This is a genomic window from Sorangium sp. So ce448 (assembly GCF_051520915.1).
GTDB classification, from domain to species: Bacteria; Myxococcota_A; Polyangia; order Polyangiales; family Polyangiaceae; genus Sorangium; species Sorangium cellulosum_B.
Genome location: NZ_CP150343.1, coordinates 12,495,782 through 12,519,996, shown reverse-complemented (window position 1 = coordinate 12,519,996; position 24,215 = coordinate 12,495,782). Strand labels below are relative to the sequence as shown.

The window sequence follows — 24,215 nt, the reverse complement described above, 5'->3', positions numbered from 1 at the left end:
TCGCGGATCGACCGTGACATGTCACGAATCGACCGTGACATGTCACGAATCGATCGTGACATGTCACGCCAGCCGCGCTGCGACCGCGCCCCCGGCACCGCCGAGCGCGCGCCGCCCACGCTGCGCGACAGCCGCCTTGTTGAAGCCTGCACAAGGACCCTGGAAGGGAGACGGCCACCTCGGGGATGGCACACCGGGTGCACTGATGCGCCGGTGCACTTGCGAGCCGGAGCTCGCAAGCGCGCCTGCAGCTTCGCGGCGAGACACCTCTGCCGCGCCGGAAGCCGAACGCCGAGCTTCCATTCACGCGTCCTGTCGTGAACCAGGAGGAGCACCCAATGATCTCTCGACGGAAGTTGTTGACGGGCGCCGGAGCGCTCGCCGCCGCGGCGGCATTGCCGCGTGAACCTGCCTGGGCCGATGGCCCTTCAGGAGAGGAGTGGGCCCCTTACTCCAACGTGGCCACGTGGGGCGGCCCGAAGAAGATCCTCGAGATCTTCCTCTACGGAGGGCTCTCTCCCTGGGAAACGTTCCACGTCGAGCCGCGCGAAGAGGTGTATTCTGGTGACCTGCTCAACGCGTTCAATGGGACGTCGATCTCCGGCTGCGGCGGCTCAGGGAACGGAACGAACTCCCAGTCCATCGGGGGGATGAGGTGGAGCGTCGCGACGTCCCCGCTCTGGAGTCGACCCGACCTCCTCGCCCGCACGCGCGTCGTCACGATGACGCACGAGTTCACCGCGCACCCCGTGGCGATCCCGTATGCCCTCACCGGGCGGCGCTTCGGCGATAGCCGCGCGGCCAGCCTCGGCGCGGCGATGAAGCGCCGCTACCCCGTCCAGCACACCTCCTACGTCCTCATGCCCCCGAGCTCGCGCTTCTTCCCCGGGGATGCCTCCGCGTTCGACGCGTGGCTCGCGGTCGGCACGCACGGCTCCGCGACGCGGCCCGTGCTCGTCCCCATGAGCGCCGCCGCGAGCGACATGGCGACCTGGGCAGCGCGGAGCAACGTCATTCCGGGGAGCGACGCGCTGAATCAAGTGTATGCCGGCCTCTACGAGGCCGGCCTCGACGGATCCCGGTCGCGCGGGTTCGACGCCTACGCGGCCGCGCTCGACAGCTTGCCCGGGAGCCCGAACCTCGTGCCGGTGTTCAACTCGAGCCTCCGCACCGAGGGCCCCACGGCGGTGCATTGCTCGACGAACTCCCCCAGCTCCGGAGCACCCCCCGGGGAATCGCCGCTCAACACCACGAAGGCGAGCCTCGACATGGCGGCGTGGCTCTTCAACACGAAGGGCACGCGCTACGTGGGCATGGTCGATGTCGGGCTCGGCACCGACACCGACGCGGCCTACGACGGGCACGAGCACACCGCCGGCGTGACGTTCGGCAACCTGTACAACCTCCTGAAGGAGCTGAGCCGGGTGACGAGCCCGACGACGCCGGCATCGGGGCGCATCAGCATCGACGACACGCTGATCATCCTCAACACGGAGTTCGGCCGCACCATCGGGCCGGACCTGCCCGCTGGCCGCAAGCACTACGGTCGAGGCTACGTGGTCGTGCTGCTCGGCGGTCCGATCCAGCCCACGACCTCGGGGGAGCCCAAGCGGATCGGCAGCTTCGATTGGATGACCGGGGCCCCCCTCGGCAGCTACACGGCCGCCAACCTCGCGTGCGTGGCCCTGACGGCCGCAGGCATCGATCCGCACGTGACTGACAATTTCGCGGTCGGCGAGCTGCCGCCGGGGCCTCCCTACGAGGCACCGTTTTTTCAGGCGTGAGAGGAGACACAATGAACCCGAAGACCATCTCATCGAGGCGGCGCCGAGCCGCCTGGCTGCTCGCCGGCAGCTTGCTCGCGGCGTGCAGCGGGTCCGACACGCTGGAGTCTCCGCTCGGCGTGGGTCAATCGGCGCTCGCGCCGGATCCCACTCCCCCTGGCGGGGAGGACGCCGGGGACGCGGCCTGGGTCGAGCAGGTCGTCCCGGCGCTCCTCGGGAGGCCCGTCCGCAGCTTCGGCGAGCTCAAGTTCCTCACGGTGATGACCGCGCGCGTCGGCCGCGCCCGCCTCGCCGAGGCGCTCATGAACGAGCCGGCCTTCGTCGACCGCTGGACGGGCGTGCTGCTCGATCGCCTGCGCGTGGACCGCGAGGGGAACCACAGCCAGGAAGACTGCTTCTCCCAGCCGCTCTTGCCCACGGACGCCGACAGGAAGACGGCGGCGAAGATCGTCCTCCATACGGACCGCGCCGGCGCCGACCCGGCGCTGTCCACCGCGGGCGAGCCCGACCCGCCGACCCTGGCAGGCACGTACAACATGGCCGACGTCGTGCGCGGCTCCCTCCTCATCGACAACGTCTTCCCGGCGTACCGCGGGTTCGTCTTCGCGCTGGTCCGTAAACCGGGCAACGCCGGCGAGGAGGCGGTGATCGGCCAGCGCCAGGTCGCGGAGCATTTCACGCAGGTCTATTCGAACAAATCCATGATCTGCCTGAACTGCCACCGGTCGGAATTTTCCTGTTCGGAAGCGAAGTTCACGCCAGGATACAGCTGGGCGAAAAAGCAGGAGGGCCGCGTCTTCTCCGCGCTCGAACCGTGGACGAGCCCGCCGGCGGACGCCGACTGGATAGAGTCGTTTCGTTACACGAGCGGCTCGATCGTCCCGTTCGCGGGCTGGAGCAAGATGGCGTGCGGCGGTTTCACGACCGACACGTCGGCCGCCGCGACGAACGGGTCCGGCCTCCTGCTCCCCCCCGAGGACAACGCGACCGTGTGGTCGCTCGACGACCGGCTGAAGGAGGGCTACCTCGCGCTGCGCGAGTCGTACAAGACAGGCGCGCTCGACACGGGCTCGGGGTTCGCGAACGAGGGGCGCACGCTCGGCGCGTACTGGCTGGCGGCCGCCTTCGCCAACGACATCTGGAGGGAGATCTTCGGCGCGCCCCTCACCATCGCCAACTTCGTATCTCGCAACCCCGACGAACAGAAGATGCTCTGGAACCTCGCCGAGCACCACGTCGTCGGGCGGGACTGGTCTCTCAAGGGATTGCTCACGGAGATCGTCACGTCGCCGTATTTCAACCGCACGCCGGCCTCAGTGGAGAACATGCCCAAGGTCTTCGAGCCGTTCATCGCCGCTCCGGCCAGCGATTACGTGGGCGACGCCGTTCATCGCCGCTCCGCTGACCTGCTCTTCCGGATGAAGGCGTCGGCGCTCGGCTGGAACCTGCCGGTCAGCCACTTCCCCTCGGCGACCACGTACCCGACCCGCTCCGACGCGGCCGCGATGGGGCTCCACCTCTCGCGCCTCAGCGTGGCCAGCCCGACCTCATCGCAGTTCTCCCTGCTCGGGTGGGAGGCCTCCGGCGGCCGCTGCGAACGGCCGCCGGCGATCACCCGCGACTGGATCGACGCGCTCTCGGATCGCGCCAGGACAGGCGGCGTCACGGTGCGCGGCGCGGTCGAGGCGCTGCGCTTCCGGCTCCTCGGACGAGGCCTCTCGACCGGCGCCGCCGAGGCGACCGCGCTCGCGACGTTCCTTGGCAAGTCGCTGACAACGACGTTCACCACGGCGTACCCGACGGCGTCCCAGGGCAACGCGGCCCTCAGGGATCTCTGCGAGGTGTTCGTCAAGACCCCGCAGTTCATGCTGGAGGGCGTCCCGCACGGCCTCGGCGCCGCGGCGACGGACTTCGATTCACCGCCCCAGCTCCAGGTGGGTGACATGGGGCCCGGCGGCGCGCTGGTGACGGACACGCCCAGCGACGCTTGCGAGAGCTGGCTCGACCAGACAAACACGTTCGACGGCATCTCGGTCAACTGCGCGAACGAGTCGTTCCCTGCGGCCGTCGACTGGTCGGTCATCTGCCCGAAGGGCGGCTGCATTTACATCGACAAGATCCGGTTCCGACCGCCGTGGCCGTGGCCGTGCCTCACGTGCGCGTTCCCAGGAGACTGGTACACGACACGTCCGCCGCCCATCGATCCGCGAACGGCGCACGTCCGCTCGATACCCATGCAGCCGGCGCGGGGCGGGGTGTTCCTGGCCTGGGCCAAGGACGCGCAGATCGTGCAGGTGAGCGGGCAGGCGCGGATCGTCCGCGCGAGCTCGCAGACCGAGACGGCGCTGGTCGGCAAGTCGCTCGGGGTCGGCGACAGCCTGGAGCTCTGGCCGGGAGACACGTTCCAGGTCGTCACCCCGGGCGGGGAGGTGTTCAAGAGCCCCACGGGCGGCATGCCGAACATCCCGAACCAGACAACGTGGCTCTTCATGGTCACGGGGCCGGAGGGGCTGCCCGACCCCGTGGAGATGACGCCGACCACCGTCGATCTGCCCACGGCGATGGACGTCAGCAAGGCGATGCGCGACGCCGCCCGCAACGAAGAGCCGGGGTCGGTCTCGCTCATCCACGAGGTCACGTCGCCGTCGGGCAACTCGAGCTTCATCGATCATCCGGAGCTCAACGGGAAGCCGAACCGCATCGTCCTCGTGTCGCCCCTCCAGGGCACGAACACCACCAACAACCATTTCGTGGGCGCCTGGTACAGCGCGTCCCTGCAGAAATGGGCCGTGTACAACGAGGACCTCGTCGCGATGCCGGCGGGCGCGCGGTTCGCCGTCCGCGCCATGTCGCCGAGCAACAGCGTGTTCGTTCACCAGGTCGCGGCCGGCAACGCCGGGGGCAACTTCACGTACATCGATCATCCGTCGCTGAACGGCAACCCCTACGTCGCCCCTCAGGTGAGCCATATCTACAACCCGCAGGGTGCGCCGGGCGTCTACAACAACCATCCGGTGGGGGTCTATTACAACGTGGGTATCCAGCGGTGGGGCATCTACAACGAGGACCTCGCCGCGCTGCCGATGGGGGCGTCGTTCGCGGTGAAGCTGGGCGGATACCACACCGTGGTATCGAGCGCGGCGACGCGCAGCGGCAGCGCCCTCGTCATCGACGACCCGAATACGAACGGCGTGCCCGACGCGCGCCTGTTCTTCACGCATGTCAACCGATCGCCGGACGGGGTGATCAAGTACCATACGAAGCGGAGCGTCCTGCGCTACAACACGACGCTCGCGAAGTGGACGATCGTCAACCTCGACGGCACCACCGTGGCGGACGACCTCGCCTTCAACGTGCACCGCGGTTACTGAGGACCGCCTTCGCGACGGGGCGGGCTCCCGGGCGGGGCTCGCCCCGCGCGGCGCCTGCCAGACGACGAAACTGTCGCACGAGCTCAGACTCGGGTTCCTCGTCCATCGGCGTCGGCTCCTCGCTCGGCCAGGGTACCACCACGCGACGGTGTCGTGCGGCGACATCCACGACCTTGCACGTCGGACGCGCTTCTGTGTAGGGTTCGCGGTCGCGACATCGTCCGCGCGCGGCCGCTGCGTTCAAGGGGGCCTCGGGTGGACCACAACCTGGTGGGGAGCTCATGAGCGTGGACGTTCTTGCCATGCACTGCGCAGCGCTGCCGGCCGCCCGGGCCGTCGGCTTCAAGGGCACCGAGGCGCTGTGCCGACCGTTCGAGTTCGACGTCCTGTTCACCGTGCCGGCGGGCACCGACGTCCGCGCCGCGATCAACGCCCCGGCGTCGCTCACGCTCCAGCGCGGAGCCGACTCGCCGCCGATGTGCTGGCACGGCGTGTTCGTGCGCCTCCGGCTGCTGCGCGAGTCGGCCGACCGCGCGCTCTACCATGGGTCGCTCGTGCCCAGGCTGTGGCTCCAGCGCCACTCGGTGCGCAGCTTCGTCCATACGAAGAGCAAGATTGACGCCTTCGTGACAAAGACGCTCACGCATGGCGGCCTCACGACGAGCGACTTCCGGTTCAGCGTCGACACGGACCGCTATCCGGAAGAGGAGTTCGTCTGTCAATACCGGGAGAGCCACCTCGACTTCACCCATCGATGGTTCGAGCGCGAGGGGCTCTACTACCACTTCGAGCACCCGGTCGACGACGGCGGCGCCGAGGTCATGGTCATCGTCGACAGCAAGGATCAGCACGAGCCGCTGAGCGGCAACGGCCGGGTTCGTTACCACCCGACCTCGAGCCACGACGTGTCGGCGGGCGAGTGCTTCCGGGAGGTGCACGTCGATCTCAGCGCGCTGCCGGCCGCGGTGCGGATCAACGATTACAACTACGCGAACCCGGCCGCCTCGGTGTCGGGAGAGCACGCCGTGTCCAAGAGCGGCCACGGTGAGGTGCGCGAGTACGGCTACCGCGTCTTCACGCAGGACGAGGCGACGCGGCTGGCGCAGGTCAAGGCGGAGTCGATGGCATGCCGTGAGCTCACCCTGCACGCGACCGGCAACGCGACAGGGCTGCGGGCCGGCTACGTCTTCGAGCTGGAGGACGGGCCTTCGGACATGCCAACCCGCTACCTGGCCGTCGAGGTGCGGCACGCGGCCGCGATCACGGGCGGCTCGTTCGACATCACGCGCTTCACGGGGATGGCCGTGGATGAGACGTACCGCGTCGAGGTGGTGGCGATCCCGGCCGACGTGCAGTTCAGGGCGGCCCAGTCGACGCCGTGGCCACGCATCTACGGCTTCGAGAACGGCGTCGTCGACGGGCCAGGCGACAGCCAGTATGCCCAGATCGACGACATGGGTCGTTACCTGCTCCGCCTCAAGTTCGATGCGAGCGACCTGCCCGACGGCGCCACGTCGACGTACCTGCGCATGATGCAGCCGCACGGCGGCACGGTCGAGGGCTGGCACTTCCCGCTGCGCAAGGGGACCGAGGTCATGGTGTCGTTCCAGGGCGGCGACCCGGACCGGCCGTTCATCGCCGGCGTGGTGCCGAACGCCCACCGGCCGAGCACGGTCACGAGCCGCAACCTGACGCAGAACGTGCTGCGCACGGGCGGCAGCAACCACATGGTCGTCGAGGACCTCGAGGGCAAGCAGCACATCGACCTGTTCACCCCGGTCGGCGCGACCAACGTCCACATGGGCGGCCCCACCCACCAGGCGTTCGTCGTGCCCCCGAAGACGCCGGACGCGAACCCCGACATGCAGCCCGTCGACTGCATGTTCTACGTTTCCACAGAGGGCAACGCCGGCTTCAACGTGTCCGGCGAGTGGTGGCAGAACGTCGGCGGCAAGTACTACGTCGACGTCACGGACGACGCGACCATCCATTACGTCGGCATCCACACGATCAACGTCGACGGCGACTCGAACGAGTTCTACAACAGCCACCAGAACATCAAGGTGCGCTCGGGCCGGACCGACAAGGTCGAGAGCGGCGGCATGACCCAGGACATCCACGGCGGGTTCACCCAGACCATCGAGGCCGGCGGTAAGCAGGATGTGCTGGGAAGCTGGTTGCAAAAGATCAGCGGCCAGAACCACGACGACTACGGTTCGTGGAAGACCGACGTCAAGCTGGGGTGGACGGCGGACATCAAGGGGGCGTGGTCGCACACCGTGAAGGGCGACATCAGGATCGAGAGCAAAAGCGGCACCATCCACGTGGAGAGCCCGACGAAGATCACGATCAAGGCCCAGGAGGTGACCCTTGACGCGCCTAGCAAGGTGCACAAGCACACGAACCTCTACATTGAGACGTTCGGCTCCAAGAACTCCTTCGGCATTCAGAAGGCGGACTTCACCGGGATCAATTTTGCCCGCAATAACCTCAAGATTGAATTCACCGCATACGCGGCAGCGAAGGGTGGTTACAAGGGAGAAAACTGGATCACCAACAAACTGGAGTACGCAACACTCTTCGAGACATTGGGCGCCAACATGAGAAAATCCGGAACGGAAGCCTGGAACTCGGCAGCGCGGATGTTGAACGCTGCGATCACGAAGCTAGGCTAAGAGAGCCGGAAATCACCTGAAACAGCTTGCGACGGAGGCCTTCATGAAAGCGACGGGAACATGCCCCAAATGTCTCTGCACGGCCCTCTGGTACGTGGAGTACGTGGGGAACAACGATCCGAACCCCGGCACTCAGGAGAAAGCACTCCAGTTTCAGCTCGCGGTCACCGGTAAGCTAGGCCCAGACGGCACCAGCGGAAGGCTCGAAGCGTACGCGTGCCAGCAGTGTGGCTACGTCGAGCTGTACCTGAAGGAGCGCCTCCCCGTCGACGGCAAGCACATCCGCGAGCTGCGGCGCCCGCAGGGCCCGCCCTACCGCGGCTGATCGATGCAGGCGCAGAGGGGCTCGACAGGTCATCGTCTCTCTCAGACCCACGCTCGACAAGAGGTCCCGTGAAGATCGTCAAGCCCATGAAGGTTCCCATGCTCACCCGGGTGCTGGAGTTCCGGCGCCGGAGCTACTTCCATGTGACCGCCATGCTGGGCTTCCCGCTCACGAGCCCTCGCGCGCTCGTCGACGAGCTGTCGTTCTGGCGCATCGTCACCGGCGCGCTCGGTGAGCAGGGGGCCATCGACGAAGGATTCGCCAAGACGCGCGGCGAGCTGCTCGTCGCGGGCAGCTTCCACGCCCCTGGCGGCGCGCCCACCCGCGCCTCGTACGTGAGGGCTCGGATCGGCGACGTCGACAAGCGCCTCGCCGTGGTCGGCGACCGGACGTGGCGAGACGGCGTGCCGACCGAGCCCACGCCGATGACCACCCAGCGCATCGACTGGGCGCACGCCTTCGGCGGGGCCGGCTACGACAGGAACCCTCACGGCAAAGGCGCCCAGCCGCTCGACCTCGGCGGTCGCTCCGTCCACCCGCTGCCCAACGTCGAGCTCTACGGCGCGATGATCCGCATGCCGTCGGAGCGCCCGGAGCCCGCCGGCTTTTTGCCGCTAGACATCACTTTCGCGCAGCGCAGGGGACGCGCCGGCACCTACGACAAGCGCTGGCTCGACGAGCACTTCCCGGGCATCCCCGCGGACACGGATCCGACGTTCTTCAACGTGGCACCCGAGGATCAGTGGCTCGATGGTCTCTTTCGCGGGGACGAAGAGATCCTCATCGAGAACATGCACCCCGAGAAGCCTCGCCTCGTGGGGCGGCTGCCCGACCTCGTGACGCGATCGTTCGTCACGCACCGCACCCCGGAAGGCGAACGCTTCCTCGAGATCCCGATGCGCCCCGACACGGTCTGGGTGTTCCCCGCCGAGGAGCTCGGCGTCGTCATCTCCCACGGCGTGCTCGCGATCGCCGAGGACGACGCCGCCGACATCGTGCACCTGCTCTGCGCGTGCGAAGAGCCCGGCTCGCCGCGCTCGCTCGAGCACTACCAGGCAGCCCTCGCGCGCCGGCTCGACAAGGACAAGGGCGCGGTCGCAGAGATCTCCGACGGCGATCTCATGCCGCCGCGCGCGTCGGGCGTCGCGCCCAACATCGACCTTGGCGACATGGGACGCTGGGTCAAGAGCGAGAACCTGGCCGCCCAGAACCTGCGTCGGGGCCAGGAGCGCAGCTTCGCCGAGGCGCGGGCACGCATCGAGGCCGAGGGGCTCGACCCGAAGGACCACGGCCTCGATGAGCTGCCTCCCCTCCCCGAGCCGCCGCCAGACGACCTCGACGGTCTCGCCGCATATGTCGAGGCCGCGTCCCTGAGGACCGAGGAGCTGTTGGAGCGAGCCCGAGCGTCGGAGACGCAGGCCCGCGAGGAGGCGAGACGAGCCTGGGCCGAGAGGGGCGAGGACTTCGATGCTGCCATGGAGAAGGCGGCCAAGGAAGGCGCAGGGCCGCCCAAGTTCTCGGCGAAGGCGCACCTGACAGCGCTGCGCTCGATGGCGGCGGAGGCGCGCGAGGCCGGCGTCGTGCTGGACGACGTGGAGCAGATGCTGGCTGACCCCGGGTATCACGCGACGATCGAGGAGCAGGAGCGGGGCCTGTTCGAGATGTACCGGCGGATGGGGCACCTGCAGCCCACGGCCGCGGCGATGGAACCCGAGGCATCGGAGCGCGCACGCGTGATCGTCAGGCTCGCCATGGAAGTCGGCGAGCCCCTGGCGAACCGCGATTTCACGGGTGCGAACCTCGCGGGGATGTCCCTGTCCGGCGTGGACCTCTCCGGCGCGTTCCTCGAGTCGGCCGATCTCTCGGGGTGCAATCTCTCCCAGGCCAACCTCGACGGCGCGGTGCTCACCAGGGCGAACCTGGACGGCGCGAACCTCACCGAGGCGCGGCTCCGCGGCGCGAACCTTGGAGGAGCAACGCTGCGCCGCGCCTCGCTCGAGCGCGCCGACCTGAAGGAGGCGGTGCTGAGCCACGCCGATCTCGCGGAGGCGCGCTTCTCCGGCGCAGATCTCACGGGCGCCGACTGGATCGAAGCGAAGCCCGGAGGCGCGGACTTCACGGGCGCCACGCTCGGGCAGTGCACCCTGCTGAAGGCCGACCTGTCCGGCGCCCGCTTCACAGGCGCCGATCTCTCGGACGCGAACCTCGTGGAGTGCACGCTCGATGGCGCCGACTTCTCGAGCGCCACGCTCCGGAAGACGACCTTCATCGCCTGCCACGGAAAGCGTGTGTCGTTTCGATCAGCTTGTTTTCAGCAGGGCGTTGTCGTCCACGGTTCGTCCTTTCCCGAGGCCGACTTCAGCGACGCCGACATGGAGAGGGCCAACCTGCGCGGCACCGTCCTCGCAGGCGCACGGCTCGACCGGGCGAACCTGCGCGGCGCCGATCTCTCCGGATGCGACGCCTCCGAGGCCAGCCTGGAGCGCGCCGTTCTCCAGGGCGGCCTGCTCATCCGCACCGATCTCGTCAACGCGTCGCTGCAAGGGGCCAATCTGATGGACGCGCTCGCCTCGAAGGCCCGGCTGGCGGGCGCCGACTTCACCGGAGCCAACCTGTTCCGCGCCGATCTGTCGCGCGTCGCCGGCGACGAGCGGACCACGTTCGCCGAGGCGGAGGTCGGACACGTGCGCTTCCTTCCGAAGGCCGACGTCACGAGAGGTGGCACGTGAACCGAGACGAGCTCCTCGACAAGCTCCGGCACGGCGAGCCGATACGCCACGTCGACCTGTCGCACCTCGCGCTCGACGGCGCCGACCTGTCGGGCGCCAACTTCGAGCAGGTGCGCTTCCCCGCGGCGATGCGCGCCTCGCTCCTCAAGGAATCGAGCTTCATCGAGTGCGATCTCGGCGGGTGCGATCTGCGCGACGCTGACCTGCGCCACGCGAGCTTCTACCGATCGCGGCTGGAAGGGGCGCGCTTCGACGGCGGCAAGCACATCGCGGCTGCCTTCGTCGAGTGCGCCGCGGACGGCGCGTCGTTCGCGCGCATCGAGGCGCCCATCGCGAACTGGGTGAAGACCTCGCTCCGTGGCTCGTCGTTCGCGGGCTCGAACCTCGACCGAGCGAACCTCGTCGACATCGACGCAGACCGGGCGAGCTTCGCCGGGGCGAACCTCGAGAAGGCGACCCTCTACCGCGCCGATCTGCGCACCGCCGACCTCGCCGCTGCGAACCTCGCGCTGACGACGCTCGTCGAGGCCAAGCTCGGGCCGAAGGGTTTCGCCGATACAAGGCTGTTCCGCACGCAGTTCATGAAGAGCGATCTCGCCGGCGCGAGCTTCGCCGGGGCGGACTGCGCGCAGTGCAACTTCATGGGCGCCGACCTGCGCGAAGCCCGGCTGGAGGGCGCGAGGGGGCCTCAGTGCTTCTTCGGCGAGGCGAAGCTGCACGGGGCGCGCCTCTCGAACGGCCAATTTCCCCAGGCGGTGTTCGACAAGGCCGAGCTGCTGAAAGCGGACCTCTCCGGCGCGTTCCTCGAGGAAGCTTACTTTGGTCGCGCGCTGGCAGCTGGAGCGCGGTTCGTCGATGCCAGGCTCCGGGAGGCGGACTTCTCGCACGCCGACGTGTCGGCTGCCGATTTCTCTGGAGCCGGCCTGTATCGAACCCGGTTCCACCTCGCGAAGCGCGACGGCGCGGTGTTGCCGCGACTGTCGGGGTGGCTTGGTGACGACGAGGAGCTGGCCAGGGTGGAACGATGGCAGCCGACGCACGGCGCGGCGCTCCCAGTGAAGACGTGAAGCAGGTTGCAATCGAGGCGAGGAGCAGGTCGTTCAGGAGATGTCCCGCAAGGGACAGCACAGACGACGTGGAGAAAGGGTTGATACCGTGACAGCCGTAAAGAAGCTTGCGAGGCCGGAGGCCTATCTCGAGACAGGGAGCGTTGAGCGGGTCGGCGCGACGCTCCTGGTGCGCCTCGCCTCGTCGAGCTGCGAGGCACGGCGCGCCAAGAGCTGCCTCGTCGCCCCCGAGGCCGGGGACAAGGTGCTCTGCGCCATCGAGCCGGAGGGGGTCTATGTGCTGGCCGTGCTCGACGGTCGCGACGGCGCGCCTACCAAGCTCGCGACCGACGGCGACCTCGAGGTACAGGCGCGGGGCGGGCGGATCGCGGTCTGCGCGTCGGAACGCGTCGACATCGTGGGCGCCCGCGAGGTGGCCGTGACGGGCGCCGAGGTGCACGTGCGCGCCAAGAAGGGAGCCATCGCGATCGATGAGCTCGGCTTCTTCGGCAGGCTCGTGCAGGCCGAGGTGACGAAGATCGCGCTCGTGGCGCAGGAGGCCGACACGATCCTCACCCGCTTGACCCAGCGCGCCAAGCGCGTGTTCCGCTTCGTGGAGGAGCTCGATCAGACACGCGCGGGGACCGTCGATCTCCGCGCCGAGAGCCTGATCGGCATTCGCGGAGAGAACGCGATCATCTCGGCCCGTGTCCTCGCCAAGGTCGATGGCGAGCAGATCCACCTCGGCTGACCGCTACGCGAAGAGAGGAGATCCCGATATGTTGGCAAAGACGAGCGCTGGCGGCATGTGCCTGGCGTTTCCCGACGTGTGCCTCACGCCGGCTCCACCTGCGCCGGCTCCGGTCCCGGTGCCTTATCCGAACATCGCGATGGAGCCCACCGACGTGGGGTTCGTGCCGAACGTCCTCATGACGTGCACGCCGGCGCACAACCTGGCCACGATGCCCATGCTCACGAACGGTGATAACGCCGGTTTGGCGACCGGCGTCGCGTCTGGCACCGTGATGGGCCCTGCACGCACGGTGACCGGGGCGTTCACCGTGGTGGTCGGGGGGATGCCGCTGGCGCGGCTCACCAGCATGACGATCCAGAACAACACCAACGCGCCCGGCGCCAAGATCGTGCCCAGCGTCACCAACGTGATCGTCCTGGCGCCCTGAGGGCGTTGGCCAAGGGAACGGCCCAACGAGGACTCGGCCCTCGATCGCTCACGAGCCTTCGGGATCTTCCGGGCTCGCCGGCGCCGTCTCGTCGATCTCCTTCATGATGGCGCCCGCGATCTTCGCCCGCCTCCGCGAGGCCCCATGCAGATTGGCACGCTCCAGGTTGGCGCCGCGGAGATCGGTCAGATCGAGCTTCGCGTGCGCCAGCACCGCGGCGACGAGGCGGGTCTTGCAGAACGAGGCCGCGCCGAGGTCGGCGCGGTCGAACCGCGCCGACATGAAATCGGCGCGATCGGCCTTCGCGTCACGCAGGTTGGCGCCGGCGAACGACGCGCCCACGAAGCGCGCGTCTTCCAGGTCGGCGCCTGTCAGGTTCGCCGCAGAAAGGGTCGCTCCGTCGCCGCGGGCACGAGCGAGCCGCGCTCGCTCTAGGTTCGCACCGCGCAGCGAGGCGCCGTGAAGGTCCGCCCCCTCGAGCGACGCCTCGACGAGCTCCGCGCGGTCGGCGCGCGCGTTCGTGAGATCGGCGCGAGACAGATCCGCGCCGCGGAGGTCGGCCTCGTCGAGCGTCGCCTCGACGAGGCTGGCCCCTGCGAGGCGGGCACCACGGAGCCTCGCGCCGCGGAGCGCGCACCGCGCGAGCGAGCGCCCGCTGAAGTCGAGCCCCGACAGGTCACCGCCCGACAGGTCGTCTCCATCGAAATCGCGGCCTTCGGCGAGCCTCGCCTCGGCGCGCTTTCGCGCCTCCAACCCGGCGAGCGGCTCGCTCGTCACAGGCTGCGATACGGCTGCCGGCGACACGACCTCGGGCGGCCGACTCACCCTCTCCGTCAGCGCCACCTCGGCCAGCGCCGGCGGCGCCACCTCGAACGGCGGACTCACCTTCTCCAGCGGCAGCGTCGATTCCACGACACCGCTCTCAGGATCTCCCGAGTCGACCAGGGTGCGCCCCGCCTGCGAGCCCCCGGCGCCCGCGGGGCTGACGAGCCGAGGCCCGGGCACGGGGCTCCACGGCGCGCCCGGGATGGGGTCCTCCCCGCGCGACGCGCTCGTCCCCGGCGCTGCCAACGGGAACTGCGCCCGCTCTGCCCCGACCTCCGCGAGCCTGTCCTCGGGGATCGGCATCCTCTGGCCCAGAGGTCCCGTGGTGCCCCCGCTCACGGCGACAGGAGCAGGAGCCTGCGGCGCGGCAGGCGAATCACGAAAGGGGAGCACCGGCAACTCCATCTTCCCCTTCGAGAGCGGGCCTGTCTCCACCAGCCCGGCGGGCGCCACGATCGGCCTCGCAAGCAGCACCGCCGGCGCCGAGCTCCGGTGTGTCGCCGCAGGGTCCCCGGGGAGCGGCGCGCCGCGCTCCGGCCACGGAATGGTCCCTTTGAGCGTCTCGACACCCGCGAACAGGCGGATGTCCTGGAGCGCCTCCTCGCTCTCCGTCGCGAAGTTGCCCCGCCACACGAGCGAGGCGATCTGTCGATCACCGTCGATGACGAGCGTGTCGGCCACCAGCGGGATCTCCTGCGATCCGCCCACCAGCGCGGCGTCGATGCGGTAGCGGCGCACACGGGCGCGCGCCGAGGGGAGGCGCGTCCAGACCAACGCCCTCTCCGCGCTCAGGTTCTCCAGCAGGATGCATTCATCGCCTTGCAGAAAGGGGATCTGCTGATCGAACGGCGCCGGGTTGAAGGCGCGAAAGTCGAAGTCCTCCGGAATGTGGAGCACCTCCGCGCGCCCCGCGACGGCGGGGTCCGCGCCGGGCGAGCCGAGCTGCGCCGAACGCCGCGCGGCGCCTGGCTCGAAGCCGTTGAAGAGCCGCTCCCGCAAGGCCCAGTGAGGCGCGATCGGCCCGAAGCACGCGGGCCGGTGGGGGCTCGCAGGATTGACCAGGTTCGGGCGCGCTCGCCTTGCGCCCATCGCTGGATCCAGCGCGTCGGCTCGCGCGCCCTCGCCGGCCTCGGAGACGCCGACCGGGTTCCAGGGATAGCTGGGTCCGCCCGCCGCCCGCTCGTACACGAGCGGCATCCTCTGGAACGGCGTGGGCGCGATGCTGCCGGGCGCGGGATCCCCGAAGACGTGGATCGTCTTGTCGAGCAGCGGCCCACCGCGGAAGAGCGCGAGCCTCGCCGAGAGGCCGATCACCGGCCCGGTGGCGTCCGGCGCATGCGCGTGCCCGGTGAGCACGACGCCGGCGCCGGGGAGGTACGGCGCGGTGTCGCTCGCGGAGCGCAGGCTCCGCGAGGGATCGTCGTCGTGAAATCGGTCCTCGCGCTCGACGGGCTCGGGCGCCACGAGATCCGCGTCGCCGTCCGCGCCGAGGGCGAACGTCGCCTTCACGAGGACCGTGACGCGCAGCACGCCGCCGATGCGCCACAGGACCGCGCCACACGACACGGGATTCAAGGCGACGATGTCCACCGGCCAGAGCGCGCGCACGCGCCGATGCTACCCGCTCGTGGTCCGGCGCGTGCAGGGAGACTCGGGGAACTTCGCGGCTGTGACGCGCGTGTCCATCGCCGCGAGCGGTCGCGCCGCCGCGCCGTCGCGCCGTCGCGCCGCCTCGCCGCCTCGTCCGACCACGCGCGAGGGGGCTGGAGGCGCCGGCGGACATGGTCTATCGTCACGAGTCCGCCGATCGGACGCCGCGAGGCGCCGAGAGCCGCTCCAACGTCTCGATGGCCGCTGAAGGGGGTCTTGCCATGCGGATCGCGCTGATATCCGACATCCACGGCAATGAAGTGGCGCTCAGGGCCGTGCTGGCCAGCATCCGGGCGACGGGCGTCGATCAGGTGATCTGCCTCGGCGACGTCGCGACGCTGGGGCCGCGGCCCTCGGCCATCCTGGACCTGCTGCAGGAGCTCGGGTGCCCGTGCATCCTCGGGAACCACGACGAGTTCATGCTGGATCCGGAGCTGATCCGCACCTACACCGAGGCCCCCATCGTCGTCGATGCGGTGGACTGGTGCCGTGATCGGCTGTCGAGAGACGAGCTCGCCTTCCTGCGCACGTTCCAGGCGCGCCTCGAGATCCCGCTCGACGCTCACTCGACCCTCCTCGTGTTCCACGGCTCGCCCCGGTCTCACATGGAGGATCTGCTCGCGATCACCCCGCCGGAGGAGCTCGATCGCCGCCTCGAGGGCCACGCCGCGACCGTGATGGCCGGGGGGCACACGCACCTCCAGATGCTCCGCCAGCACCGCGGCGCGCTCCTCGTGAACCCGGGGAGCGTCGGGATGCCGTTCAAGGAGTACGCGAACGGCGGGCCGCCGACGCTGCTGCACCACGCCGAGTACGCGACCGTGGAGGCACAAGGCGGCGCGGTCAACGTCAGCCTGCACAGGGTGCCGGTCGACAGGGACGCGATCCGCGCGGCGGTGAAGGCCTGCGACAACCCCATGCGCGGCGCGCTGCTGCAACAATACGCCTGAGCGAGCCCGGCCGGCTGCGTCGGCCGCGGCGCGCGCGCGGAGACCAGGCAGAGCGAGCGCCTCGAGGCCGCCCGCGACGCCGCGCGCTGCGCGCTACGCCGAAAAATGCCGCGGCGTCGGCGAGGCCGAGGGGCCCGATCCGCGTGCGGCGAGGCGCGGCGATCTGGTAGCCTCGCGGGCGCGCGCCGGAGAGCGATGGAGCCCCGATGACGAAATACGAGCATATCAAGCTGTCCTATGAGGCCTCCAAGGCGGCGATCGGCCAGGTCGCCGAGGAGCTCTTGCAGTGGATATATGAGCTCCGTGACCACATGGCCTGGCCGAGGGACAAGTGGGCGCTCAACCGGATCGCCGGAGACGCCCACGCCAACGGGCTCCTGCAGCGGTTCGTCGTCGAGAATCAGCCCGGCGTCGGCGAGGTCTTGAAGTGCCAGCTGTCCCTCACCGTCGAGGAAGAGCTGCCGTTCACCGTCGACTTCTTCGCGGTGGGCAGGACCGACAGAGGCCTCCTCGTCGTCCTCATCGGCGGAGAGCAGATCACCGTCAGCAAGGCCTCCCCCGAGGCCTTCTTCGAGAAGGCCGTGGAGCACATCCGGCAGCAGGCCAGGCGGGTGGCGAAGACGCGCCGCGTAGGAGCCATCGCCGGCACCCCCCACCGCCCCGCCTAGTCACAGCGCTCGCCTGGCTGCTCAAGCGCAGCGCTCGCCTGGCCCGGCGCTCGGCCGAGCGCCACCGTGCAACGCTCGCGAACGCGATGACGGCGCCCCTGCGCTTCAGCAACGAAATCCGCCACACCAGAAACGAAAGACTGAGCCGTACAACGCCTACGTAAATTCACGGACCCTCGTCAGGAGATCCCTGGCCCAGCTCCTGCATAACCCTGACCCCGGAGCGCCTGAGGGACGGTTTCCCCCCCCACACCGTCGGACGGGCGCTCTTTTTTCTTTTTGTCCGCGCCTCCGCCTCGGCACCCACGCGGGTGCCGAGGCGGGTCACCGCGAGACGCCTCGCGCGAGGCCAGGGCTATCGCGCGCGGCGTGCTTCGCCGGAGAGGAGCCGCTTCGCCGCGCCGGCGATGGAGGAAGCATCCAGCCCCGCCGCACGCAGGAGCTCGGCCGGGGTGCCCGAGCCGGGCATCTCCCTCACGGCGAGGTGGACGACGCGCGCGACGACGGGCTCTTCGCCGGCCAAGGCCTCGAGCACGGCGTCGCCCAGGCCGCCCTCGGCCCAGTGATCCTCCACGACGACGACGTTTCCCGCCGTGGCCTGCACCGCCGCACGGATGCCGGCGGCGTCGATCGGCTTGATGCCATACGCGTCGAGGACTCGAGCGGAGAGCCCGCTCGCCTCGAGCTCTGCGTGGGCCTTCAACGCCTCGTGGACGGTGATGCCGGCGGCGATGATCGTCACGCGATCGTGGGGTGTCTCGCGAAGCACCTTGCTCCCGCCGATGGGGAACGCTTCGGTCGCGTCGTACAGGATGGGCGTCTTCTCGCGCGTCGTTCGGAGATAGACGATGCCCTTCTGGTCGGCCATGGCGGCCACCAGCCGAGCTGTCTGATTGGCGCAGCACGGATAGAGCACGGTGCTCCCGTGGATGGCGCGCATCATGGCCAGATCCTCGAGCCCCATCTGCGACGGGCCGTCCTCGCCGATGGAGACGCCCGCGTGCGAGCCGCACACGCGGATATCGGCCCTCGACACCGCGGCCATCCGGAGGAAATCGTGGGCGCGCGTGAGGAAAGCCGCGAACGTCGACGCGAAGGGCGACCAGCGCCGGACGCTCAGCCCGACGGCGGCGGCCACCATCTGCTGTTCGCTGATGAACATCTCGAAATAGCGGTCTGGATGAGCCTTCGCGAACTCGTCGGCAAAGGTCGAGTTGCTGACCTCGGCGTCCACGGCGACGATCTCCGCGCGCGCAGCGCCGAGCGCCTTGAGCGCGTCGCCGTAGGCCTTCCGCGTCGCGACGTCCGTGGAGCGCTCGTAGACCGGGAGCTTCAGCGGCCCGGCGGCGGGCCGCGGAGGAGGCTCACCCGGCGCAGGCGCCTCTGGCGTGATGACGATGTCGCGCATGCCCCCCAGCTCTTCGATCGCCTTCGCGCACTGCGCCTCGTCGAGCGCCTTTCCGTGCCAGCCGTCCTTGTCCTCGACGAGGGACACGCCCTTTCCCTTCACCGTGCGCGCGATGATCAGCGCGGGCGCGTCCGAGGCGCGGAGGGCTTCGGCATAGGCGCCCGAGATGGCGGCTGGATCGTGGCCGTCGATCTCCAGCGCACGCCAGCCGAACGCGCGGGCGCGCGCCGCATAGGCCGCGGCGTTCCAGCCGAGGGGCGTCTCTCCGCGTTGCCCGAGGCGGTTCATGTCGAGGATGGCAATGAGGTTGCCGAGCTTCGCGTGGCGCGCATGATCGAACGCCTCCCAGATGGATCCCTCGGACATCTCGCTGTCGCCGAGCAACACCCAGACACGGTAGGGAGCCTTCTCGAGGTACTTCCCGGAGAGCGCGATCCCGACGCCCATCGGGAGCCCCTGACCCAGGGAGCCGGTCGCCACGTCGACCCAGGGGAGCGTCGGCACCGGGTGCCCTTGCAGCGGGCTCCCGAAGCGCCTGTACGACAGGAGCTCCGCGTCGGAGAGGACGCCCGCCGCCTTGAGCATCGCGTAGAGCAGCGGGGAGGCGTGGCCCTTCGAGAAGATCACGTGATCGTTGTTCGGGTTCTCCGGATGGCTCAGGTCCCAGCGGAGGTAGTCGCGGAGGAGCACCGCCATGAGATCGGCCGCCGACAGGCTGGAGGTCGGGTGTCCGGAGCCGGCCATCGTCGAGCAGCGAACGCTATCGACGCGAAGCTGCTGGGCGAGCTCACGATCACCGTGAGCCTGCTCGGCGCTGCTCCGGCGTCGCCCCTCGGTCCCGTCGCGCCCGCCGCGCGGTTCGTGCCCACGCGGAGGTCCCCCGTGGGGCGCCTGGGCCGACCGCTCGCCAGACGGCGCGGGCGAGCGATCCTTCTCGGCCTTCGCCGCTTGCTCTCGATCATCCTGCGCAGGCAGTCCCCGGGGGCGGCTCGGCGCAACGTCTTTCAGGGGGCTGCGTACATGCTTTGGCCGTCTCTTCTCGGCCGGCTTGGGGGCTTCTTGCGCCATGGCTGCTCCTGACGCCGCCGTCTTGATGCAAGCAGGGCGCCACCGCGCACAACGCGTGTAGCTGACCACCACGATGACAGCCACGCCTGCCCGCATGGCGCAATCATCGAGCGGCCTGAGGCGTGCGCGGAACCGCTGAGTTCACTCACGCGCTGGCTGGCAACAGCCGCTCAGTGACGCGTCCTGAGCAGCTCGCGTTCGGTGGGCACGCGTCGCGCGCCGGTCGCGCGGTCACCGCGGAGGATGCGAGCGCTCCGCGGCACCGGGCGCGGGTCGACCGGCCGCGCGGCCTGCGCGGCGAGGGGGCGCGGCGCGGCCGCGGGGACGGAGGCCTCCTCGGGCGCGGGGACAGCGGCCTCCACCGTCGCGGCGTCACCCGATCTCGCTGCGGGGCGTGGGCTCGCCTGGGCCGCTATGCGCGCCTGCGCGGCGCGGACCACGGAGGCGGCGCGCGCATCGACGCTCGACGCCCGCAGCGCGGCGGGGACCTGGGCCTGCGCCCACAGCACGCCGGTCGACAGCACGACGCCGAGCGCCACGACGAGGCCGGCCGCGAGGCCGAGCTTGCCCCGGCGCGCGGGCTCGGCCCGCTCGGCGCCCGCCGGCGTCCCTGACGGGCCGACAGCGGCCTTGTAGGCGGCGACCATGGCCTCGATCGAGGGGAACCGCTCCGTCGGGTTCAGGGCGAACGCGCGCGCGAACCAGGCCGAGAGCGCCGGCGGCGCGTCCGGGTACAGCGCCGGCCGCGGCGGTTGCGCGCTGGCCAGGATCGAGGCGAGCACGTCGCTCATGGTGTGGCCCGGGAAGGGCAGCCGGCCCGTGAGCGCCTCGTACGAGACGACCGCGAGCGCCCACATGTCCGAGTGCGGGTTGGTATCCCCGTCGCACGCGTGCTCCGGGCTCAGGTACGCCGGCGTGCCCAGCACCACGCCGCCGAGGGTCCGGCGGGGGAAGTCGGCTGGCAGCTCCTTCCGGATCCACTTGGCGATGCCGAAATCCGCGACCTTGGCGCGCACCTCGCCGCTGCGCTCCTCCTCGAGCAGCACGTTCGTCGGCTTGATGTCGCGGTGCACGATGCCGAGGCCGTGCGCGACGGAGAGGGCCTCTCCGATCTGGCCGAGGAGCGGGGCGAGCTCCGCCGGGGACATCGGCCCCCGCTCCTGCATGAGCTCCCTCAGGGACCGACCTCGAACGTGGCCCATGACGAGGTACGGGCCCGCGGCAGGGTCGTTGCCGACGTCGTGCACGGCGACGACGTGGTCCGTCTTCTGCGCCAGCTGCGCCGCGACCTGGGCCTCGAACCGGAAGCGCTCCAGCGCGGTGCCGGCCTGGCTCTCGCGCCGGACCGTGAGCAGCTTGAGCGCGACGTCGATCCGCAACGCCCTGTCGTGCGCGAGCCACACCTCGCCCATGGCGCCGCGCCCGACCAGCCGCGAGAGCTTGTACCGCCCTGCGACGAGCTGGTTGCGCCGCGGGTCCTGGGCTACGTCGCCCCGCCCGGCTGCAGAAGAAGCGGGAGCGGCGTCGCCGGAGCGGTCAGAGCGCGCCGCAATGGCACGCGCGCTGTCCGCCATCGGGACATTGGCGTCAGATCGTCCACCGGAAGCCGATGCTTGCCACACGAGCGGTACCCTCCGTGCCGTCGCCGTGCCCAGGCTCGTTGACGCGCTGATGCGACAACGCTCCTGGACGCCGAGACCGGGGCATGTCAGCCACGGTACCACCGGGCGGGGGAGGCAGGAATCAGGAACGACGGAAGCGCCTCGCTAAGGAGTCTCCGGATCCACCATGAGGTGCGCAAGGGTGGTGAATCCGCGCCATGCGGCGCCATCGCCCCGGTCAGAACGTCATCGTGAGCGCGTTCGCCAAGCGGTTTGCTGGACGCCCAGGAAGTTGCGGACATTGCCCAAAAGCTACCGGACCCAGCGAATAACGCATCGCACCATCCTTGTGCGACCCTTCCCTACATTCCCGAATTGTTGACCGGCACGTGGGCAGGTTTCTGCCTCCTCCATGGCGTCCCTAAGCGCAAGGTGCGGAAGAGTTCCTTTCGCTGTCTGCCGAGGATCTCCTGTTCGTCCGGCACTTCGCGGATGCGCACCCCAAGACCATGTGACGCTCGAACGGCCCTCGGTTGGGGGCGTCTTGGGATAGCCATGGCTTGACATTATACCAAGCCGGTGCTACGCATCCATCATGCCGTTGAAGGCGACGGACGCAAGGAGGCTCATCCGACGCCTGCTGGACGAAGGCAAGTTCGTGCCCCCCGGAAAGGGGACGCACGGGCGAAAGGAAATGGACAAGGACGAACTCACGGACGTTGACGCGGTAAACATACTTCGTGCCGGTACGGTACGTGAGGCTGAGTGGGAGAACGGCTCATGGCGGCATCGCGTGGAAACGCCGAAGATGGTGTTTGTTGTCACGTTCGATCCCGATCCCGAGAGGATGCCCTCCAACGACGAAGATCTCGGCGATATTGAGTTGGTGCTCGTCACCGCCTGGAGGAACTAGACCGCGAGCGCTCCAAATCCCGCCCTTTTAAAAAGGGCGGCCCCATTGAAGGATCGAGCCATGAGTAAGAAGTGCCGAACCTGTGGCAAGACGGAGTTGACCGCGCGTGCGGAGACGTACCTGTACACGGAGTCGGGGCTCCCGAATGTTGTGCTCGTGGGTGTCGAGGTCCGCAGATGCACATCGTGCGGTCACCATGAGCTTGTGCTTCCTCGTGTGACCGAGCTTCATCGAACCATCGCCCACGCTGTGATCCACAAGCCCGCCCGCCTGAGCGGCGCGGAAGTCCGCTTTCTCCGAAAGTACCTCGGGTGGTCCGGAACGGACTTCGCGAAACATATGGGGGTCGATCCCTCGACCGTTTCTAACTGGGAGAATGACAAAGACCCGATCGGTCCAACTTCGGATCGCCTACTCCGTCTGATGGTGGCCCGTGGGGCCCCGGTGGACGACTACTCGCTGGAGAACCTCACGAAGATCGAGAACACGCGGAGGCCGCCCATGGAGGTACGCTTGTCGCCGAAGGGCAAGGGTTGGGAGCAGGTCGCCACCGCCTGACAACGGGCTTGAGTACGCGGTCACGTTCGCGATGGTCCACAACCATCCGAGCGGAGACCCGACTCCTTCGGATGATGATGTTGAACTGACGCGAGAGATCGAGCACCGGGCACACGTGTTCGGGGTCGAGCTGACCGACCACGTGATCGTCACCCCCAACGGGAAGTTCTCCTCCGTGTTCAAGCTCTGAACCAACCCCCTGGTTCAGGGAACGACTACCTCCCTAGCAGAACAAGCAACAAGTTCCACTGCTTGGCGGCATCGGCCTCCTGGTTGCGGCCAGTCGGTACGGCACGGGTGCTGCCGAATGGACGCAGGTTCCCACGGCTCGTGTGACGGACGTCACCTTCGTAGTGTCACAGAAAATCGACCATTTTCTGGGTCACCCTCAAGATAGGGCGCACCGCGGAAGTGCCCAGCATTCAGGAGTTGGAGCATCGCGTCGTGCACGTCTGCCACGCCTGACCATTCGCGAAGTTCGGACCATGTGCCACGTACAGATCTAGAATCATCGGCGTTCTCTCGCAGGGCAGATAGAACAAGCTCTTCCGGAGATTGAATTCGATCATGTGCAAGCTTCACAACTAATCCTCCTTGACATTAAATAGACGTCCATCAGGGAGCAGCTTTCTCCGACAACGGGCGCTCTCGTCATAGAAAATGATGCCCCTGTCGTCGAGCTTCGCATCGATGAGATTGGCAGCAATGAGAGCGAGTGCGATATTAGCGGGCATGAAGAAGCGGCGCGCACTACCAAGGAACCCATCGACCTGCTCGATCTCACGACGGACCTGATGCACATAACTCGCGAGGCGCCTTGCTTCTTCTGCACTGGAATCGGCGTCATTCGCGAAATCGTCGTGCACATAGGATCGCATCGATTGATACGATCTGTTGACATCGCGAGGGAGCTCACCCCGTGCCTCCAGGCCCACAAGCCGATGCGTTTCGAGCTCCATTCGCCGTCTTCTTCACGACATCATGATGGACTTCGGGTCCGATCTGATTGTCGATGTTCACACCATGCGCACGCGGCATACGAATTATCTATACAAATCGACAGACATGCGAGACGACGAACGCCGTACGGTTCATGACGACGACGCCTTACGCTTGCTGCGCCTTGAGGCGCACCTGGAGAACCGAGTCCAGAAACTGAAGTATGTTCTTGAACACGACTGCCCCCACGTCTTTTCCGAGCAGAAGCATCTGGCTCATGGGTCACCCGAACGAGATTACTGGAATTTCCGCGAGTTCGTTGCTTATCTGGGACTCTTGAGCTTGCTCCGTTCCACCAATGAGAGCAGATACGACTCGGTCTCCGATTCTTGTGTCGATGCTCCAGCCGTGCGTTCGAAGGCTGCACACTCCGGAACCGGACATGAGTAAGTCTGGAAATTGGGGCGTCCCGGATGCCTCTCGTTCATCATGGGCGGACCACCATTCAGGTGATACAGCCTACA

General features: G+C 68.5%; 15 protein-coding genes and 2 pseudogenes. 13 read left to right on the top strand and 4 right to left on the bottom strand.

All coding sequences use genetic code 11. The features are described 5' to 3' along the window. Positions 1-338: 338 nt before the first annotated feature. The 8 genes from WMF45_RS47095 (at position 339) to WMF45_RS47060 (ending at position 13,111) form a co-directional block, all read left to right on the top strand. Positions 339-1,784, top strand: a complete 1,446-nt coding sequence (locus WMF45_RS47095; protein ID WP_437713439.1) for a DUF1501 domain-containing protein — start codon at positions 339-341, stop codon at positions 1,782-1,784. 11 nt (positions 1,785-1,795) lie between these two features. Next, entirely contained in the window at positions 1,796-5,155 is a 3,360-nt protein-coding gene (locus WMF45_RS47090; protein WP_437713438.1) for a DUF7452 domain-containing protein, read from the top strand. 281 nt (positions 5,156-5,436) lie between these two features. Then, positions 5,437-7,830: a type VI secretion system Vgr family protein gene (locus WMF45_RS47085; RefSeq protein WP_437713436.1), complete on the top strand. Its 2,394-nt coding sequence runs from the start codon at positions 5,437-5,439 to the stop codon at positions 7,828-7,830. Between the two features lie 43 nt (positions 7,831-7,873). Further along, entirely contained in the window at positions 7,874-8,155 is a 282-nt protein-coding gene (locus tag WMF45_RS47080; RefSeq protein WP_437713434.1) for a hypothetical protein, read from the top strand. 86 nt (positions 8,156-8,241) lie between these two features. Then, on the top strand, positions 8,242-10,884 hold the full coding sequence (locus WMF45_RS47075) for a DUF2169 domain-containing protein (RefSeq protein WP_437713432.1): 2,643 nt from the start codon (positions 8,242-8,244) through the stop codon (positions 10,882-10,884). After that, positions 10,881-11,951, top strand: coding sequence for a pentapeptide repeat-containing protein (locus WMF45_RS47070; protein WP_437713430.1), 1,071 nt, complete (start codon positions 10,881-10,883; stop codon positions 11,949-11,951). The genes WMF45_RS47075 and WMF45_RS47070 overlap by 4 nt, the downstream gene beginning before the upstream one ends. An 88-nt stretch (positions 11,952-12,039) precedes the next feature. Next, entirely contained in the window at positions 12,040-12,681 is a 642-nt protein-coding gene (locus WMF45_RS47065) for a DUF3540 domain-containing protein (protein ID WP_437713428.1), read from the top strand. Between the two features lie 28 nt (positions 12,682-12,709). Further along, on the top strand, positions 12,710-13,111 hold the full coding sequence (locus tag WMF45_RS47060; RefSeq protein ID WP_437713427.1) for a DUF4150 domain-containing protein: 402 nt from the start codon (positions 12,710-12,712) through the stop codon (positions 13,109-13,111). A 48-nt stretch (positions 13,112-13,159) separates the two neighbouring features. On the opposite strand, the gene WMF45_RS47055 is transcribed toward WMF45_RS47060, so the two are convergent. Further along, entirely contained in the window at positions 13,160-15,544 is a 2,385-nt protein-coding gene (locus tag WMF45_RS47055) for a DUF2169 family type VI secretion system accessory protein (protein ID WP_437713425.1), read from the bottom strand. A 173-nt stretch (positions 15,545-15,717) separates the two neighbouring features. Between WMF45_RS47055 and WMF45_RS47050 the strand changes: the two genes are divergently transcribed. Both WMF45_RS47050 and WMF45_RS47045 read left to right on the top strand, forming a co-directional pair. Continuing rightward, the gene (locus tag WMF45_RS47050; protein ID WP_437713423.1) at positions 15,718-16,536 is read left to right on the top strand and encodes a metallophosphoesterase family protein; all 819 of its coding nucleotides are present in this window, start codon (positions 15,718-15,720) and stop codon (positions 16,534-16,536) included. A gap of 206 nt (positions 16,537-16,742) precedes the next feature. After that, positions 16,743-17,204 carry a hypothetical protein gene (locus WMF45_RS47045; RefSeq protein ID WP_437547332.1) on the top strand — a complete coding sequence of 154 codons (462 nt, stop codon included), beginning with the start codon at positions 16,743-16,745 and terminating at the stop codon, positions 17,202-17,204. Positions 17,205-17,559: 355 nt separating this feature from the next. On the opposite strand, the pseudogene WMF45_RS47040 reads toward WMF45_RS47045, so the two are convergent. Continuing rightward, positions 17,560-19,431: pseudogene (locus WMF45_RS47040) on the bottom strand (transketolase); the annotation flags it as partial. 419 nt (positions 19,432-19,850) lie between these two features. Then, the gene (locus WMF45_RS47035; protein ID WP_437713421.1) at positions 19,851-21,254 is read right to left on the bottom strand and encodes a protein kinase domain-containing protein; all 1,404 of its coding nucleotides are present in this window, start codon (positions 21,252-21,254) and stop codon (positions 19,851-19,853) included. A gap of 622 nt (positions 21,255-21,876) precedes the next feature. Between WMF45_RS47035 and WMF45_RS47030 the strand changes: the two genes are divergently transcribed. The 3 genes and pseudogenes from WMF45_RS47030 to WMF45_RS47020 all read left to right on the top strand — a co-directional run. Further along, positions 21,877-22,194: a hypothetical protein gene (locus WMF45_RS47030; RefSeq protein ID WP_437713420.1), complete on the top strand. Its 318-nt coding sequence runs from the start codon at positions 21,877-21,879 to the stop codon at positions 22,192-22,194. A gap of 60 nt (positions 22,195-22,254) precedes the next feature. Continuing rightward, on the top strand, positions 22,255-22,752 hold the full coding sequence (locus tag WMF45_RS47025; RefSeq protein WP_437713418.1) for a type II TA system antitoxin MqsA family protein: 498 nt from the start codon (positions 22,255-22,257) through the stop codon (positions 22,750-22,752). Between the two features lie 28 nt (positions 22,753-22,780). Next, positions 22,781-22,942, top strand: a pseudogene (locus WMF45_RS47020) (JAB domain-containing protein); the annotation flags it as partial. Positions 22,943-23,336: 394 nt separating this feature from the next. Here WMF45_RS47020 and WMF45_RS47015 read toward each other — a convergent pair. Continuing rightward, positions 23,337-23,711, bottom strand: coding sequence for a hypothetical protein (locus WMF45_RS47015; RefSeq protein WP_437713417.1), 375 nt, complete (start codon positions 23,709-23,711; stop codon positions 23,337-23,339). Positions 23,712-24,215: the final 504 nt, after the last annotated feature.